The organism is Solibacillus sp. NPDC093137, from assembly GCF_050280445.1.
Taxonomy (GTDB): Bacteria; Bacillota; Bacilli; order Bacillales_A; family Planococcaceae; genus Solibacillus; species Solibacillus isronensis_B.
On the sequence record NZ_JBNNVH010000001.1, the window covers coordinates 1,726,769 to 1,741,800 of the forward strand.

A 15,032-nucleotide genomic window follows, 5' to 3' on the forward strand; every position below is an offset into this window, starting at 1 on the left:
TCTTCTAGATGTTAGTTTCGAGGGGCTAAGTTTATTATTCTACAGCCCCGTAATATTGATAATAATAGTGATTTTTATCGATTGCGTAATTATTCAATACTGCTCCGATAATGTTTGCCTTTGAGGCGAGCAGCATTTCTTTCGCTTTTATGACATTATCTTTCTCTGCTTTTCCTGAGTTAATTACTAATATCGTACCTTCGCATTTATTCGATAGAATTTGTGCATCTGTTACCGATAATACAGGCGGTGCATCGAAAATGACCATATCATATTTTTCTTTCACCGTTTCAATAAATTGATCCATCGTTTTCGATGCGATCAGTTCAGCAGGGTTTGGCGGTATCGGACCGCTCGTTATTAACGAGAGTCCTTCGATTTGTGTTTCATGGACAACTTCTTCAACTGTATCCTGGCGTATTAGAACCGTTGATAAGCCTCCGACATTTCTTACTCCAAAAGTATGGTGAGTTGTCGGTTTACGCATATCCCCATCAACTAGCAATACTTTTTTTCCAGATTGTGCATATACAACGGCGATGTTAGAAGCATTTGTCGATTTACCTTCTCCTGGTGTTGAGGAAGTAAGGACTAAGGTTTTCAAATCTTTGTCCGGCATTGAGAAGTTAATATTCGTACGTACCGTTTTAAATTGTTCCGATACGATTGATTTCGGATTCGAATCGGTAATGAGTTTTCTAGCTAATGTAGTTGGCTGTGATTTTTTGCGTTTAAACTTGTTGAACATATCCTCACACCCTCACTTTTCGGTCAATTAATGTTTTTTTTTGTTTTCGGTGTCTAGAAGCTCTTCTCGCTTCCTCTTTCCGCATTTCTTCTTGGTTTATTATACTAATAACACCAATAATTGGCAATCCAATTATTTCTTCCACGTCTTGCTCTGTTTTCACTGTTGTATCAAGGTATTCCAGTAAAAAGGCTAATCCTACCCCTACCATTAAACCAATAATAAGTGCAATCGCGACATTCAGCATTTTATTTGGCTTGATCGGTGTCGGGTTATCCGAATATTGTGCTGGAGCCAGTATATTAACGTTATCGATATTCATCAGTTTTGGAACTTCTTCTTTAAATACTTCTACAACCTGGTTGGCCATATCGGCTGCCACATTATAGTTTTCATCCTGTACACTTACATTTAATACTTGCGAGTTATTCGCATTTGTTACTGAAATCTTTGAAGCCAATTGTCCAGGAGTTAACGGCAAGTCCAAGTTTTCTACTACAATGGATAAAATCGCTGGACTTTTAATAATTTCATTGTATGTATTAATTAATTGTAAGTTGGATTGAATATCTTGTGATGTCATTTGCTGTGTCATGTCTTCTTTTTTTTGATTGACCAGAACCTGTGTGTTTGCCTGATAAATAGGCGTCAGTAAAAAGTAGCTAACAATTGCTGCTACAATCCCTGCAAAAATAGTAAGCGAAAGAATAAGAGCAGCCCGCTTTTTTAATGTTTTGAATATATCTTGTAAGCTTATTGTCTCTTCCAAAAGTGTTACGCTCCTTTATAATAACTTCTAAAATTATACATGAGTTGCTACCAATATTACATAGGATCCTCATATAATTGATAAATATTTGATAAACTCAGTATATTTGACATTTTTGTAAATAAATATAGAGATTTGTAATGATAAGGTAATTAGCTATTGAATTATAAAAGGTTTGCAAAACGCTTATACGTACTGCAAACCTTTAAAGGCTAACGGAAGCTTAGTGCTTTGTCCATCATTTCAGAACGCAGAGATTCTTTCATTGCATTGTAGTCTTCCTTAAAGCTCTGAGCATAGGATTTATCAAAACCATTTTTTTGCAGGTCTTTTTCTACTAAACCTACTACTACATTTACTGTAGAATCAGTAGCAGATTCGATTCCATTTGCTGCACCCATATATTTTTTATAGAAATATCCGTAACTGATTGATTCACCATTACTCTTTTTTGTTGAGTATTCATTCGCTGCCTGACTGATCAATGAATTGATACGAGCTCGTGATTGATTTTCGAGGCTTTTAAATGTCCCCTCGTATTTCGATTTAATAGACGCAACTGTTACTTTTTCAGCTGGTTTATTTGATCCGCCTGTGTTCGTGTTTGTATTCGGGTTTGCGTTTGAATTTGATCCTGTTGTACCTGTATTCGAACTAGACTTTGAGCTAGCAGATGTTCCTGTTTGTCCGGAATTCGAATTTGAGGACCCATTTCCGTTATTCGTAGTACCGGTTTCTGTACCTTCTTCATCATCTTGGGTAGAGTCAGAATTCACATTTGTACTAGAAGTTTGAGCTGATGCAGTTGTCACGCCGTTATTTTGGGACTCCGATGTTTTGTTTTCGACAATATTTCCTTCTTTATCGACAACAATTACCGTTCCATCCGGCAATTCGACATTATATGTCTCTTCGATTAAAGCATCTACTTCAGGATCTGCTGTGTCATAGGACTTGAATTTCAATTCGTAAACAATATATCCACCAATACATAACACAATCACTGCCAGAGCAATAAATATATACTTCAGCTTTTTCATCAGTTGTAGGCTCCTTTGCAGTTTTTTGGCTTATCCTTAATCTAAAGGATAACGACCGGTACCTTATTACCCCTTATTTTCAATTATAAACCAAATTCCTTTTTTTAATGAAATTCCCCAGAACTCGGTGTTCCAGGGAATTTTTAAGTTTAATATTTTTATTCAGCTTTATTTAAAGTGATTGTTACTACAAGAGGAGAACCATCTTTAAAGTTTAGAGTGATTGGACCTGAATATTTATCTTTTGTTAACTTGCTTGTAACAGACCCTGAAGATGGTAATGCTAAAATCGCACCTGCTTCGCCAATTGAAATATCAATTGCATCAGCTAAATTAGCTGCTACTAATTTAAGAAAATCTTTATCTGTTGAAAAATCTTCACTAGTATATGTTTCTTCACCGACTTTTACAGAATCTAATTGAGCTGTAGTACCGATACCCATCATGCTACCAATTATATCTGAAGATGCAATTTCTAAGTTTTCTTTAGTAAGAAGTTCTCCAGCAGTAATTGTTACATTTGCTCCGCTAGAACTAACCGTTACACCCGGTACAGCAGGAAGATTATTTAACTTTTCATTTAATTTACTGATGTATTGTTCCTTTTCAGTAGGTGTATAACCGCCACCGCCGCCTCCAACTGGTGGTGTAACTGGAGGAGTTACTGGTTGACTTATAACAGTACCATCAGTATCTTTTACTGTAACATTCGCTAATTGAGATTTTACTGCTTCATAGTTTGTAATAACATCAGCTAATGTTTTGCCTTTTTCAAGAACTACAGTAGTAAGGGTTGTACCTTCACCGATTGTAATTTTACCATTGCCTACTACTTCAAGAGTAGTAACAGCTGTATTATTTAATGTTACAGCTGCATCGCCTGCTACTTCTAAGCCAGCAATTTCAGAACCAGTAATTGTTGCTGAGCTGCCTGCCAAAAGTTCTAAGCTATCTGCTTTTACATTTGCTAATGAAAGACCTTTCGCAGCTGCTTCAATTTTAGCAATCTTGAAACCTTTTGGATTGAAGCTTGTATTGTCTTTTACTAATTTTAAAGTTTTGATGCCTGTAATTTTTCCTTTACCTTTTGCAAATACTGGTGTTGTAGATGCAACTGTTTCAGGTGCATATTCAACAACAAGTGTTACAACAGAATCTTGTAATGCTGCAGCGTTATCTGCATTAAATACAGCTGCTAACTCTGATGAAACTTCGAAATCTTCATTTCCAATTTTCACTGTGTTCCCAACTACTGAACCTACAGTAAATACGCCTTCTTCAACTGTTGGCGTGCCTGGTGCTGGTGTAGCTGCCGCTTTTTCAGCGCGCACTACGAAAGATGATAATTGAGCGCGTGTTACATTTGATTTTGCATCAAAGAACGTTGGTGTTTTACCAGTTGTTACGTTGTTAGCATATAATGCAGCAATATGTTCTTTATATTGAGAATTTTGTACATCTGTAAATGGAAGCGCTTCGCCATTTGAAGCTAATTTGAATGCATTGTCAATAATTTTAGCCATTTGACCGCGTGTCAGCATATCGTTCGCACGGTATGTACCGTCTTCGAAACCGTTAATAATGCCCGCATTTGCTAATGCTGCAATTGCACCGTAGTTTGAGTTTTTCGTAGAAATATCTTTGAAGTTAGGATTTTTAACGTTTGTAGTGTCTAGACCGATGATTTCTGCAATAATGTGTGCTGCGTTACCGCGTTTGATTGAATCTCCCGGACGGAATGTACCGTCTTCATAACCGCGGATAATACCGCGTTCCGCTAGATTCATGATGTTTTCATAGTGCGAGTTTGTTTCTTTTACGTCTTTGAAGCTGATTGCCGCCTGCGCTTGTGGTGCTACTGCTACAACTGCACCAGCTGCTAGAGTGGTAGTTAATGCTACATTGAACAATTTTTTATAAGATTGTTTTTTCATGTATAAACCTCCATTTTTTTATCAAGATATGCCGATTATATCATAGCGATTTGAAAGGTGGAAATATTTGCACAATTTTCTTTTTAAATAATAATATAATACTATTTATAATACTTTAAAATAATTTAATTACAATAAAAATTTAGCATTTAAATAGCATTAAGAAATATTTTATAAGAATAAATCACTATGTAACGAACTGACTAATTGTACAATTAGAATGAAGAAATTGGACGCATTTTACATATCTAAGGAAAATCTCCGCTTAATTAACCAACTCTTCGTCTAAATTGGGTACCTCATCACTTCTATATTTACTAAATTTACCATAATAAAACAATATTCTCGAAACCCTCTAAGAGACACAAAAAGACACCCCTTTCCCTCATAGAGAAAATTGGGTGTCTTTTATTCTAAAGTTTAAGGATTTTCAAATGTTGGTAAGTTAATTACTTCGCATACTCCACTGAACGTGTTTCACGAATAACTGTCACTTTGATGTGACCTGGGTAATCGAGTTCTTCTTCAATACGTTTGCGGATATCTCGTGCTAAGCGATGTGATGCCAGATCATCGATTTTTTCAGGTTGTACGATGATACGTACTTCACGACCAGCTTGAATCGCGAATGATTTTTCAACGCCGTCATAGCTTTCTGAAATTTCTTCCAGCTTTTCAAGGCGGCGAATATAGTTTTCCAGTGTTTCACTGCGGGCACCTGGGCGGGCTGCTGATAATGCATCGGCTGCTGCTACAAGTACGGCGATAACTGAAGTTGCTTCTGTGTCACCATGGTGGGATGCAATTGAGTTAATAACAACTGGGTGTTCTTTATACTTCGTTGCCAGTTCCACACCGATTTCAACGTGGCTTCCTTCGACTTCATGGTCAATTGCTTTACCGATATCATGCAGTAAACCTGCACGACGCGCCAATGTCACATCTTCGCCTAGTTCAGCAGCAAGCAATCCTGCTAAGTGGGCTACTTCGATTGAGTGTTTCAATACGTTTTGACCATAGCTTGTACGGTATTTCATACGACCAAGGATTTTCATTAAATCCGGATGCAGGTTATGAATACCTACTTCAAATGTTGTTTGCTCACCAGTTTCGCGGATTTGCTCGTCCACTTCACGGCGGGATTTTTCAACCATTTCTTCGATACGTGCCGGGTGAATACGACCATCTTGAACTAGTTTTTCCAATGCAAGACGAGCTGTTTCACGGCGGATCGGATCAAAGCCGGATAAAATAACTGCTTCAGGTGTATCATCAATAATTAAATCGATACCTGTAAGCGTTTCTAATGTACGGATGTTACGGCCTTCACGACCAATAATACGGCCTTTCATCTCATCATTCGGCAGATTTACAACGGACACTGTTGTTTCTGCAACATGGTCAGCTGCAAAGCGTTGTAATGCAAGTGATAAAATTTCTCGAGCCTTTTTGTCTGATTCTTCTTTTGCACGCAATTCCGATTCTTTCGTCATTACAGCGATATCTGTAGAAAGTTCGTTTTCAACTTCCTTCAAGATAACCTCTTTCGCTTCTTCGCGCGTAAGAGCTGCAATGCGCTCAAGCTCAGTTTTTTGACTTGCAACAAGTTGTTCTACTTTGCTTTCCATCTGTTCAATATGCTGTTGTCTGCTAGCTAGAGCTTCTTCTTTACGCTCTAAGCTTATCTCTCTTTTGTTCAGAGTATCATCTTTGCGGTCAAGGTTTTCTTCTCTTTGCAATAAACGGTTCTCTTGTTTCTGAAGCTCTCCACGACGGTCACGAATGTCATTTTCCGCTTCAGTTCGAAATTTGTGAGTTTCATCCTTTGCTTCAAGCAGTGCTTCCTTTTTAAGTGCATCTGCTTCACGTTTCGCGTCTTCCACGATTTGCTCGGCAACATGCTTTGCACCAGTCACTTTTGATTCATTCACGTTTTTCATGTAGAAATAGATAACAGCGACACCGACAGCGAATCCTAGCAAAGCAGGGAGTATCATTTCCATATCGTTTCCCTCCTATGCCTATATATGTCTGATGTTCTCTTAGTTGGCACAATATATCTGAATTGTTCAAACATACCGCCTATTCATTTCAAAATTTAGAAATTATACATTTTAATTGTATAGTTCAAAATAAGGTATGTCAAGAATAGCCATGGTTTAAGGGGTTTTTTATATTTTTTGGTTGAGTTGGTTTGGTGGTGGTGATAGGGTTTGAAATAACCTAAAATTTTCTAAATTGGGTTTAGTATCATCGTTGAGCGCACGCGGGCTTTGCGGTTCTAGTATACCCTAATTTACCAAAAGTTACCCAGTTAAGCCAGGGCTGGCGGCTGGGACTTCTAATAAATTTTAAAATGTTCTAATATATTTTTAATTGTTCTAATAAACTTTCGATTTTCTAATATCGCCTTCTGATTTTCGAATATCGAGAAGAGATTTTCTAATAAATCAAAATTTGTTCTAATAAAAGTTCCCGCTGTATTTACTCACCGCTTTCCTCAAGCAAAATCCAATTCAAACCTGTCGTCTCAGCTCAATCTTCTAATACCCACGCCTAATTTTCTAATATCACTCAGAGTTCTTATAATAAGCCCCATATTTGTTCTAATAAAATCGCAGGCAGACCGCTCCCCCAGGCATTTCTCCCCACAAAAACAAAACCCAAGCAAATTACTCCGCTTGGGTCTGTAACATTATTCTTTTTCGTCTTCGAATAATTCTAGTTCGTCCAGTTCTTCTTCGCCTGTTGTATCATTGGCGCCGATTGTGTAGCCTAGTTCGCCGATACCGAAGTGTTGACGGATTTTTTCTGTTACTTCTTCTCTCATTGCAGGGTTTTCTTTGAAGAATTGTTTTACATTTTCACGACCTTGGCCGATTCGTTCGCTGTTGTAAGAATACCAAGAACCGCTTTTTTGGATGATGTCCAATTCTGCACCGATGTCGACGATTTCGCCTTCTTTTGAAATCCCTTCACCGTACATAATATCAACTTCCGCTGTACGGAATGGTGGAGCTACTTTATTTTTTACAACTTTGATTTTCGTTTTGTTACCGATAATTTCTGTACCTTGCTTAATCGCTTCACCGCGACGTACTTCTAAACGGATAGAAGAGTAGAATTTAAGGGCACGTCCACCTGTTGTTGTTTCCGGGTTACCGAACATAACACCGATTTTTTCACGAACTTGGTTAATGAAAATAGCAAGCGTATTCGATTTGTTAATAACACCTGATAATTTACGTAATGCCTGAGACATTAAACGCGCTTGAAGACCCATGTGCGAGTCACCCATTTCGCCTTCGATCTCTGCTTTTGGTACTAATGCTGCTACAGAGTCGATTACGATAATATCAATCGCACCAGAACGTACTAATGCTTCCGCGATTTCAAGTGCTTGTTCACCTGTATCCGGCTGTGATAATAATAATTCGTCAATATTAACGCCTAATTTTTGTGCATATACCGGGTCAAGTGCGTGCTCAGCATCGATAAACGCTGCCGTACCGCCGTTTGCCTGAATTTCTGCGATGGCATGTAATGTAACTGTTGTTTTACCAGATGATTCCGGTCCGTAAACTTCTACAATACGTCCGCGCGGGTAGCCGCCTATACCTAATGCTGCATCAATTGCGATAGAGCCTGATGAAGTTGTCTCCATATGACGGTTTGAGTTTTCACCCAGTTTCATGACAGAACCTTTACCGAATTGTTTTTCTATTTGTTTTAACGCCATATCTAATGCTGCTTTACGATCGCTCAAACTATTTCCTCCTTAAGAAAAAGCTTTATTTAACTTATGTCTCTATTATACTTGCTAATGAGATAACATTCAAGAAAAAAGCGAACATATTTTCGCCTTTTATTTGAATGTTTCTAAATGCCTTTAAATCAGTAATCAAATCACCTTTATCAAAAGAAACCGACAATTAAATCAGCTTTTTGTACCCTTGATTCGCCAATTCTCTCATTAAATAGCTGAACGTAAACTTCACCGCGCGGATCCGGTTTGTATTTCTTGAGCCGGTTAATTGCAGTCGGTACGTTAATGGCTCTGTGTCACCGATCTTAATACCGACCCAGATTGATCCTGCAGGCTGTCCGTCATGATCCCCCGGTCCAGCTGCACCCGTCAGTCCAACACCAATATCTGTACCGAACTTTTCTCGGACTTGTGTCGCCATTGCTGCAGCACATTCACTGCTGACGATTCCGTATTCATCCAGCATTTCTCCGGAAATACCGAGGTGTTTGATTTTCGCTTCTTTCGTATATGTTACGACACCGCCGATTAATGCGGACCCAACACCCGGAACTTCTGCCAGCTCCGACTGGAACAGACCGGCCGTTAAACTTTCGGCAGCGGAAACCGTTAACTCATTCTCCAGAAGCATTTGTACAAGCTTGAAGCCTAATGATTCATCATTTACACCGTAATAGTATTCTCCGACAATATCTAGAATTTCACGTTTCTTCAATTCAATCAAACGGAATGCCTGTGGTTCATTCTGAGCTTTTGCAGTAATACGCAGTGTTACTTCACCGTCTGAAGCAAGCGGGGCAACAGTTGGATTTGTCTGTTCATCCAAAATATGCTGTATGCGGGTTTCCAGATCTGCTTCACCGATACCGTAAAAACGCAGTACATGCGATAAAATAACCCCACCGTCATGTAGAAGTGCTGCCAATTTTGGCTTCGTTTCATATTGGAACATCGGCTCAAGTTCTTTTGGCGGACCCGGCAGTAAAATATAAATACGGTCGTTTTCCTTCAAAAACATCCCCGGAGCCATGCCATGCTGGTTCAGCAATACATCACAGCCATCCAGTACAAGCGCCTGTTTCCGGTTGTTTTCCGTCATTGGACGTCTTTGCTTTGAGAAGAACTCTTCAATTGCAAACAGCGCCGTTTCATCAAACACTAGGGTACGATTCAAATGTTTCGCTATTGCTTCTTTCGTTAAATCATCCTTCGTCGGCCCTAAACCACCTGAGAAGATAATTACATCCGCGCGCTGTTCCGCAATTTTGATTGCCTCTAGAAGCCGCGCCTCGTTATCTCCCACAACTGTATGATAATACACATTAATGCCAAGTTCCGAAAGCTGGCTCGAAATAAATTTCGCGTTCGTGTTGGAGATTTGTCCTAATAATAATTCTGATCCTACCGCTATAATTTCTGCATTCATTCCTAAAACCCCCTATAGATCAATTTCGCCTTGGCGTAATTGAGTCCAGATTTTTTGAGTATACGCTCTAGCGTATACTCAAAAGTACCTTTAGAAAATCTGTGACATCTGCCAGAGGCTTTTTTTACAGCAGTTGTTTTGGTAACTGCTGTAAAAATAAAGAAAAACTAGATTAGAAAAACATTCCTCGCGTTCACGAGTCTTGTTCTATCTTTTATGGATACTTATTACTATTACCTATCCTAAAAGAAATTCTAACCTAGTTTTAGAAATTTTATTTATTTTGAATCCAATAATGCACGACGGTTTATATAGAAATAATCCCATCCAGACCATACTGTAAAGAACAATGCGACATAAAGCATAATCATATCAAAAGGTATGCCAACTAATGTAAAAATCGTATTGTGTAAAATTAATGCAGAAATTGCCACGATTTGGGCCCAAGTTTTAATTTTACCAAGCTGGTTCGCCGCTACGACTTCCCCTTGTCCTGCTAAAATCAGTCGAAGTCCCGTTACCGCAAACTCACGCGAAATAATGATAATGACAATCCAGGCAGGTGCCAAGTCGATTTCCACCAATAAAATAAAGGCAGCAGAAACGAGCAGCTTATCTGCAAGCGGGTCCAAAAACTTCCCTAAGTTCGTCACTAAATTATATTTGCGGGCATAATAGCCATCTACCCAGTCCGTTGCCGAAGCGAAAATAAAAATCAGTGCCCCTACAAAATAGTTCACTTGCATTTCCGCGCCAAACAGCGTCATATTTCCCCAACCGAAATCAAACATCATTACAATCACAAATAGTGGGATTAATAAAATGCGCGAGACTGTAATCTTATTTGGAATGTTCATTTGTTAACACCTTTCGTCTAAAGAAAAGAGCCATCTTTTAAGATGACTACTCTCCTTGTCCTTCATTCACTAATTTTAAAATGATATTTTGCGTCATACGATCTTGTGCGTATGTCAATTCTACATCATTTACATATACTTTAGCCACTTTTGAATTCCCCAAACGGATTCTTGCATAGCCATCTGCAGTTGAATCATTTTCTACGATATCTCCAGCTTTATAAACTGTTGCATTCACTTGCTCCTGCTGTTGTTCATTTCGGATACCAACCCATGTTTCACCTGATACTTCAATACGGACATTTAAGCTGTCTGTACCTGATACTTCAAATGTTGAATCTTCGCCTTGTACAACACCTTCACTGATTGTTTGAGCTACTTCAGGCTCGTCTGTGACAGGTTCTTCAGGCTCAACATTTTCTTCAGTGTCATCTTCTGTGTTTTCTTCGTTGTCTTCAACAGGTTTTGTTGGTGTTGAATTCGGATTTTGTTCGTATTCTATCGGTTCAATCTCCTCTTCTCCTCCATCCGGCGTACTGCCCGTTTTTTGGAAGTATAGAGTTGTAATAACGATAATAATGACAATCGCAAACAATGCAACGATCAATTTCGGCATTGCTTCCATCATCTTGTTGCTCGATGTCGCTTTCATATTGCGGCGACTCGGACTTTGTGTGAATGATTGGGCGACTTCTTCTTTTTGCATTTCCGGAATATCTTTTCGATACTCAGTTAATACTTCATCCGCATCTAATCCAACTGCTTCGGCATACTGCTTAATGAAGGCACGTACATAGAAAGAACCAGGCATAATTGTATAGTTGCCTTCTTCGATTCCTATTAGATAACGTTTTTGGATTTTCGTGATATTTTGCAAATCATCTAGACTATAACCTCTAGCTAATCTCGCCTCTTTCAAGCGAGCTCCTAGTTCCGTCAAAAAAAACACCTACTTTTAATATATTCAAATAAAGATGGCACTAAGCCCTCTTATTTACTAAAAACCAAACCCGCCAAAATGGTCTGTACTCGATAACATATTATTCTTTTCGATAATTTCATATGTTATTTCCTCATTCGGTTCATGGCGCAATTCGATAATATAGTCAAAATCTTCTATTTTATATGATGAATGCTGTACGAACAGATCTGGATGCTCAATGACTTTAATCGTCGGCATACCCATGATTTCCCGAACTAACTGCTGGTGGCGTTCATCCGTCGAGCGACGTGTCACGGCACCATCCAATATAAAAATATTATTCCCATTAAACTCATCACCCATTAACGCATTGCGGACAGTTTGTTTAATCATAGTAGAAGAGATGAAAATCCATTTTTTATTCGCGCACACGCTTGCAGCAACGATTGATTCTGTTTTTCCTACACGCGGCATTCCACGGATCCCAATTAATTTATGCCCTTCCTTTTTAAATAATTCGGCCATAAAATCAACTAAAATTCCTAATTCGTCACGTACGAACCGGAATGTATTTTTTTCATCCGCATCTTTCGGTATATAATGTCCATGCCGAACAGCCAATCGATCACGCAGCTTTGGCTCACGAAATCTTGTTACATTAATATTTTCCATTGTTGAGACGATTGAAATAAAACGCTGGATAGATTCTTCGTTCTCTGTAGACAACAGCATTCCTCGATGCTCCTCATCCACACCGTTAATCGAGACAATATTAACGCGAAGCATTCCTAACAGCGATGCAATATCTCCTAATAAACCTGGTCGATTCACTTGAATTTCATATTCAAAATACCATTCGCCCATTTTGTATCTGTCCCCTCATAATAGAAACGTATTTATTTCTTACAAGTTCCATCATAGCGGATTTTCTACCTATTGAAAAGTTAGAAAGCTACGTTTTTGTTAGTTTTCTTGAAATAATTTTTGAAAAAACACGTTCTAGAAGTATCAATGTTGGACAATCGTGCATTTACAGTTGGAGATTGGTACTAATAGAAAATCATGCAAGGAAAATTTGTTTAAAAGAAGGAGGATTTATTAGACACTCTTATTAAGTGTTAATCCCCAATATGTATGGAATAATCGTCAACTTAAGGGGCTTATTCGACACTTTCGCATCCATAAAAAAATGCCACTCACTAATGCAGTGAGTGACATTTTTTCCGTAAAACTAATTAGTGTGTTGTTTTGTTTTGAACGAGCTTCATAATGCAGCTTGCAATCGCTTGCTTTTCGTCCTTTTCGGCAACAGACCATAAATCCGATAATACGCGCTCTTGCTCGTTTTGTGGGTCAACGTTTTTCGCAAGATACTCGCCAATCTGAACTGCGGCTTTCTCAATCATTTTATTAGGCATGCCGCTTTCTTTTGCATCAGATACTTGTTTACCTAAGAAGCTTGTCCATTGTTCCCAGTTTTGTAATAGTCCCATTTGCTTTCCCTCCTCTCGCACAAATAGTATGTGCGGATATCGGGAAATTATATGTACCAGCCGCCATTAACTCGAATTATTTGTCCTGTTACATAATCGGCGCGTCCGCTCAAATAAAAAGCCGCCATATTCGCAATATCAAGCGCTTCGCCAAATGATTGCAAAGGAATTTGGCTTTCGATCATTTCGCGCTCCACGGCATCAAACTTTTCATTCATTTTTGTATTGATAATTCCAGGTGCAATCGCGTTAACACGAATGCCGCTAAATGCCGCTTCCTGCGAGTACGCTTTCACGAAGCTGTGCTGGGCGCCTTTTACAGCGGAGTAGGCTACTTCTCCAGCTGCACCGACATCACCCCAGATTGAACCAATGACAAGCACATAGCTGACTTTGTTCGTTCGTAATTTACCTGCGAGCAGTGCCGTCGTACGCATCGGATTTTGTACATGGACGTGCCAGAGTTTCGTCATTTCCTCGGCTGATGTGTTTTCCAGTAAATCATAGAATGCATGGCCGTTCGCATAAACGATTGCCTGTAATGAAAAAATTTGGGCGGCAATTTGCTCCGCCCCGGTGTCACTGCTGAAATCGGCTTTTACTGGGATAAACTCCTGATCCGGAAAGTTCTCGGTAAACACTTGAAGCATACTGTCAATGACAGTATGCCCAGTATGATAATGCAGATAGAGTGACCAGCCATCCTGTGCTAATTGCTGGCAAATCGCTTGCCCAATCGCACCGGAAGCACCGCAAACTAATGCAAACTTCTTCATTTTTGATCGCGCCCGCTAACTGGCATAATTGTAAACACCGTTTGTTGCTCTTCACCTTGAATTGTTTTAAACGCTTTTTCGATATCTTCCACTGTAATTGTTTCCAGTACCGGTACAACGTCGAATAAATTCATATCGTTGAATTTGTAACGTGTAAACTGGTTGGCGATAAATTCGATGGAATTCAGTGCACGCAGGAAGAAACCGATTTTTTTACGTTTAATACGTTCTACATCTTCAGAAGTGAATAGGTTTCCTTGCTCTGTTTCTGCCAGCTTTTCTTTAATCAATTTGGCAAGCTGTTCCGGCTGTTCCGAATCTGAGCCGATCAGTGCAAATCCATAGCCGTTTTCCAATGAGAAATCATAGCCGTATGATTCATCGATTAAGCCTTTTTCATATACATCCGTATAGAATGATGAAGCACGGCCGAATAAACATTCAACGCCGATTTGTACAGCAAGCTCATGCTTCAGCATTTCTTCGCCGCTTAAACCAACTTGCTTCGCTTTTAAACCAACATACACTTTTGGCTTTTGCACATCCATATGAAGCACGCGCTCTTTTTCCGCTACATTTGTTGGTTCTTCATCAAATAAGCGTTTTAAGTCTGTCGGCTCCTGGAATGTTTTTTTGTTTTGGTTATCTTCAATAAATGCCATCATTTCAACAGGGTCTACTGCACCAATTACGAACAATAGCATGTTTGATGGGTGGTAAAACGTGTTGTAGCACGTATATAAATGCTCGGCTGTAATTCCGTCAATTGAATCGATCGTGCCGGCAATATCAATTTTCACCGGGTGGTTATGGTACATATTTTCAATCGCACCAAAATATAAACGCCAATCCGGCTGATCATCGTACATCGTAATTTCCTGTCCGATAATGCCTTTTTCTTTATTTACCGTTTCTTCCGTGAAGTACGGCTCCTGTACGAAATTCAGTAATGTTTCCGTACTTTTATAAATATGGTCTGTTGCAGAGAACAGGTACGCTGTGCGGGTAAATGATGTGAATGCATTTGCCTGCGCGCCCACTTCACTGAACTTTTGGAATACATCCCCGTCTTCTTTTTCGAACATTTTATGCTCTAAAAAGTGGGCAATCCCGTCCGGAACTGTAATCGGCTCTGTTTCTCCGATTGGTACGAATGTACGGTCAATCGAACCATACTTTGTTGTAAATGTCACAAATGTTTTTGAAAAACCTTTTTTCGGCAAAATGTATACGTCTAATCCATTGTTTAGTTGCTTGTAATATAATGTTTCATCTAGTTGCTGGAATTCAATTGTTTCCAT

13 protein-coding genes are annotated in these 15,032 nt (G+C 39.1%); all 13 read right to left on the reverse strand.

Features of this window, described 5'->3' with window-relative positions; translation table 11 throughout:
• Positions 1-34: 34 nt before the first annotated feature.
• A complete protein-coding gene (locus ACQKN3_RS08855; protein ID WP_427710868.1) occupies positions 35-748 on the reverse strand; it encodes a CpsD/CapB family tyrosine-protein kinase in 714 nt (237 codons plus the stop codon).
• A 4-nt stretch (positions 749-752) separates the two neighbouring features.
• Positions 753-1,517, reverse strand: a complete 765-nt coding sequence (locus ACQKN3_RS08860) for a YveK family protein (protein WP_427710870.1) — start codon at positions 1,515-1,517, stop codon at positions 753-755.
• A 212-nt stretch (positions 1,518-1,729) separates the two neighbouring features.
• Entirely contained in the window at positions 1,730-2,557 is an 828-nt protein-coding gene (locus tag ACQKN3_RS08865) for a hypothetical protein (RefSeq protein WP_427710871.1), read from the reverse strand.
• A gap of 158 nt (positions 2,558-2,715) precedes the next feature.
• Positions 2,716-4,491 (reverse strand): S-layer homology domain-containing protein, encoded by a 1,776-nt coding sequence (locus ACQKN3_RS08870; RefSeq protein WP_427710873.1) that lies wholly within the window; start codon positions 4,489-4,491, stop codon positions 2,716-2,718.
• 449 nt (positions 4,492-4,940) lie between these two features.
• Positions 4,941-6,494, reverse strand: a complete 1,554-nt coding sequence (gene rny, locus ACQKN3_RS08875) for a ribonuclease Y (RefSeq protein ID WP_079525364.1) — start codon at positions 6,492-6,494, stop codon at positions 4,941-4,943.
• A 692-nt stretch (positions 6,495-7,186) separates the two neighbouring features.
• A complete protein-coding gene (gene recA / locus ACQKN3_RS08880) occupies positions 7,187-8,257 on the reverse strand; it encodes a recombinase RecA (protein WP_285848808.1) in 1,071 nt (356 codons plus the stop codon).
• Between the two features lie 166 nt (positions 8,258-8,423).
• Positions 8,424-9,683, reverse strand: a complete 1,260-nt coding sequence (locus ACQKN3_RS08885; RefSeq protein ID WP_427710876.1) for a competence/damage-inducible protein A — start codon at positions 9,681-9,683, stop codon at positions 8,424-8,426.
• 278 nt (positions 9,684-9,961) lie between these two features.
• Positions 9,962-10,540 (reverse strand): CDP-diacylglycerol--glycerol-3-phosphate 3-phosphatidyltransferase, encoded by a 579-nt coding sequence (gene pgsA / locus ACQKN3_RS08890; protein ID WP_008403198.1) that lies wholly within the window; start codon positions 10,538-10,540, stop codon positions 9,962-9,964.
• Between the two features lie 46 nt (positions 10,541-10,586).
• Positions 10,587-11,489 carry a helix-turn-helix domain-containing protein gene (locus tag ACQKN3_RS08895; protein WP_340717699.1) on the reverse strand — a complete coding sequence of 301 codons (903 nt, stop codon included), beginning with the start codon at positions 11,487-11,489 and terminating at the stop codon, positions 10,587-10,589.
• A gap of 48 nt (positions 11,490-11,537) precedes the next feature.
• A complete protein-coding gene (locus ACQKN3_RS08900) occupies positions 11,538-12,326 on the reverse strand; it encodes a DUF3388 domain-containing protein (protein ID WP_251689227.1) in 789 nt (262 codons plus the stop codon).
• Positions 12,327-12,697: 371 nt separating this feature from the next.
• On the reverse strand, positions 12,698-12,955 hold the full coding sequence (locus ACQKN3_RS08905; RefSeq protein WP_079525348.1) for a DUF3243 domain-containing protein: 258 nt from the start codon (positions 12,953-12,955) through the stop codon (positions 12,698-12,700).
• A 47-nt stretch (positions 12,956-13,002) separates the two neighbouring features.
• Positions 13,003-13,731, reverse strand: a complete 729-nt coding sequence (ymfI, locus tag ACQKN3_RS08910) for an elongation factor P 5-aminopentanone reductase (protein WP_427710879.1) — start codon at positions 13,729-13,731, stop codon at positions 13,003-13,005.
• Complete coding sequence (gene yfmH / locus ACQKN3_RS08915; protein WP_427710881.1) at positions 13,728-15,032, reverse strand: EF-P 5-aminopentanol modification-associated protein YfmH; 1,305 nt, start codon at positions 15,030-15,032, stop codon at positions 13,728-13,730. Before yfmH ends, ymfI begins: the two co-directional genes overlap by 4 nt.

Bases quoted from the DNA above. Each gene is read 5' to 3' on its own strand.
- ymfI (WP_427710879.1), bottom strand. From the start codon at position 13,731: ATGAAGAAGTTTGCATTAGTTTGCGGTGCTTCCGGTGCGATTGGGCAA.
- ACQKN3_RS08870 (WP_427710873.1), bottom strand. From the start codon at position 4,491: ATGAAAAAACAATCTTATAAAAAATTGTTCAATGTAGCATTAACTACC.
- pgsA (WP_008403198.1), bottom strand. From the start codon at position 10,540: ATGAACATTCCAAATAAGATTACAGTCTCGCGCATTTTATTAATCCCA.
- yfmH (WP_427710881.1), bottom strand. From the start codon at position 15,032: ATGGAAACAATTGAATTCCAGCAACTAGATGAAACATTATATTACAAG.
- ACQKN3_RS08885 (WP_427710876.1), bottom strand. From the start codon at position 9,683: ATGAATGCAGAAATTATAGCGGTAGGATCAGAATTATTATTAGGACAA.
- ACQKN3_RS08855 (WP_427710868.1), bottom strand. From the start codon at position 748: ATGTTCAACAAGTTTAAACGCAAAAAATCACAGCCAACTACATTAGCT.
- rny (WP_079525364.1), bottom strand. From the start codon at position 6,494: ATGGAAATGATACTCCCTGCTTTGCTAGGATTCGCTGTCGGTGTCGCT.
- ACQKN3_RS08865 (WP_427710871.1), bottom strand. From the start codon at position 2,557: ATGAAAAAGCTGAAGTATATATTTATTGCTCTGGCAGTGATTGTGTTA.
- ACQKN3_RS08905 (WP_079525348.1), bottom strand. From the start codon at position 12,955: ATGGGACTATTACAAAACTGGGAACAATGGACAAGCTTCTTAGGTAAA.
- ACQKN3_RS08900 (WP_251689227.1), bottom strand. From the start codon at position 12,326: ATGGGCGAATGGTATTTTGAATATGAAATTCAAGTGAATCGACCAGGT.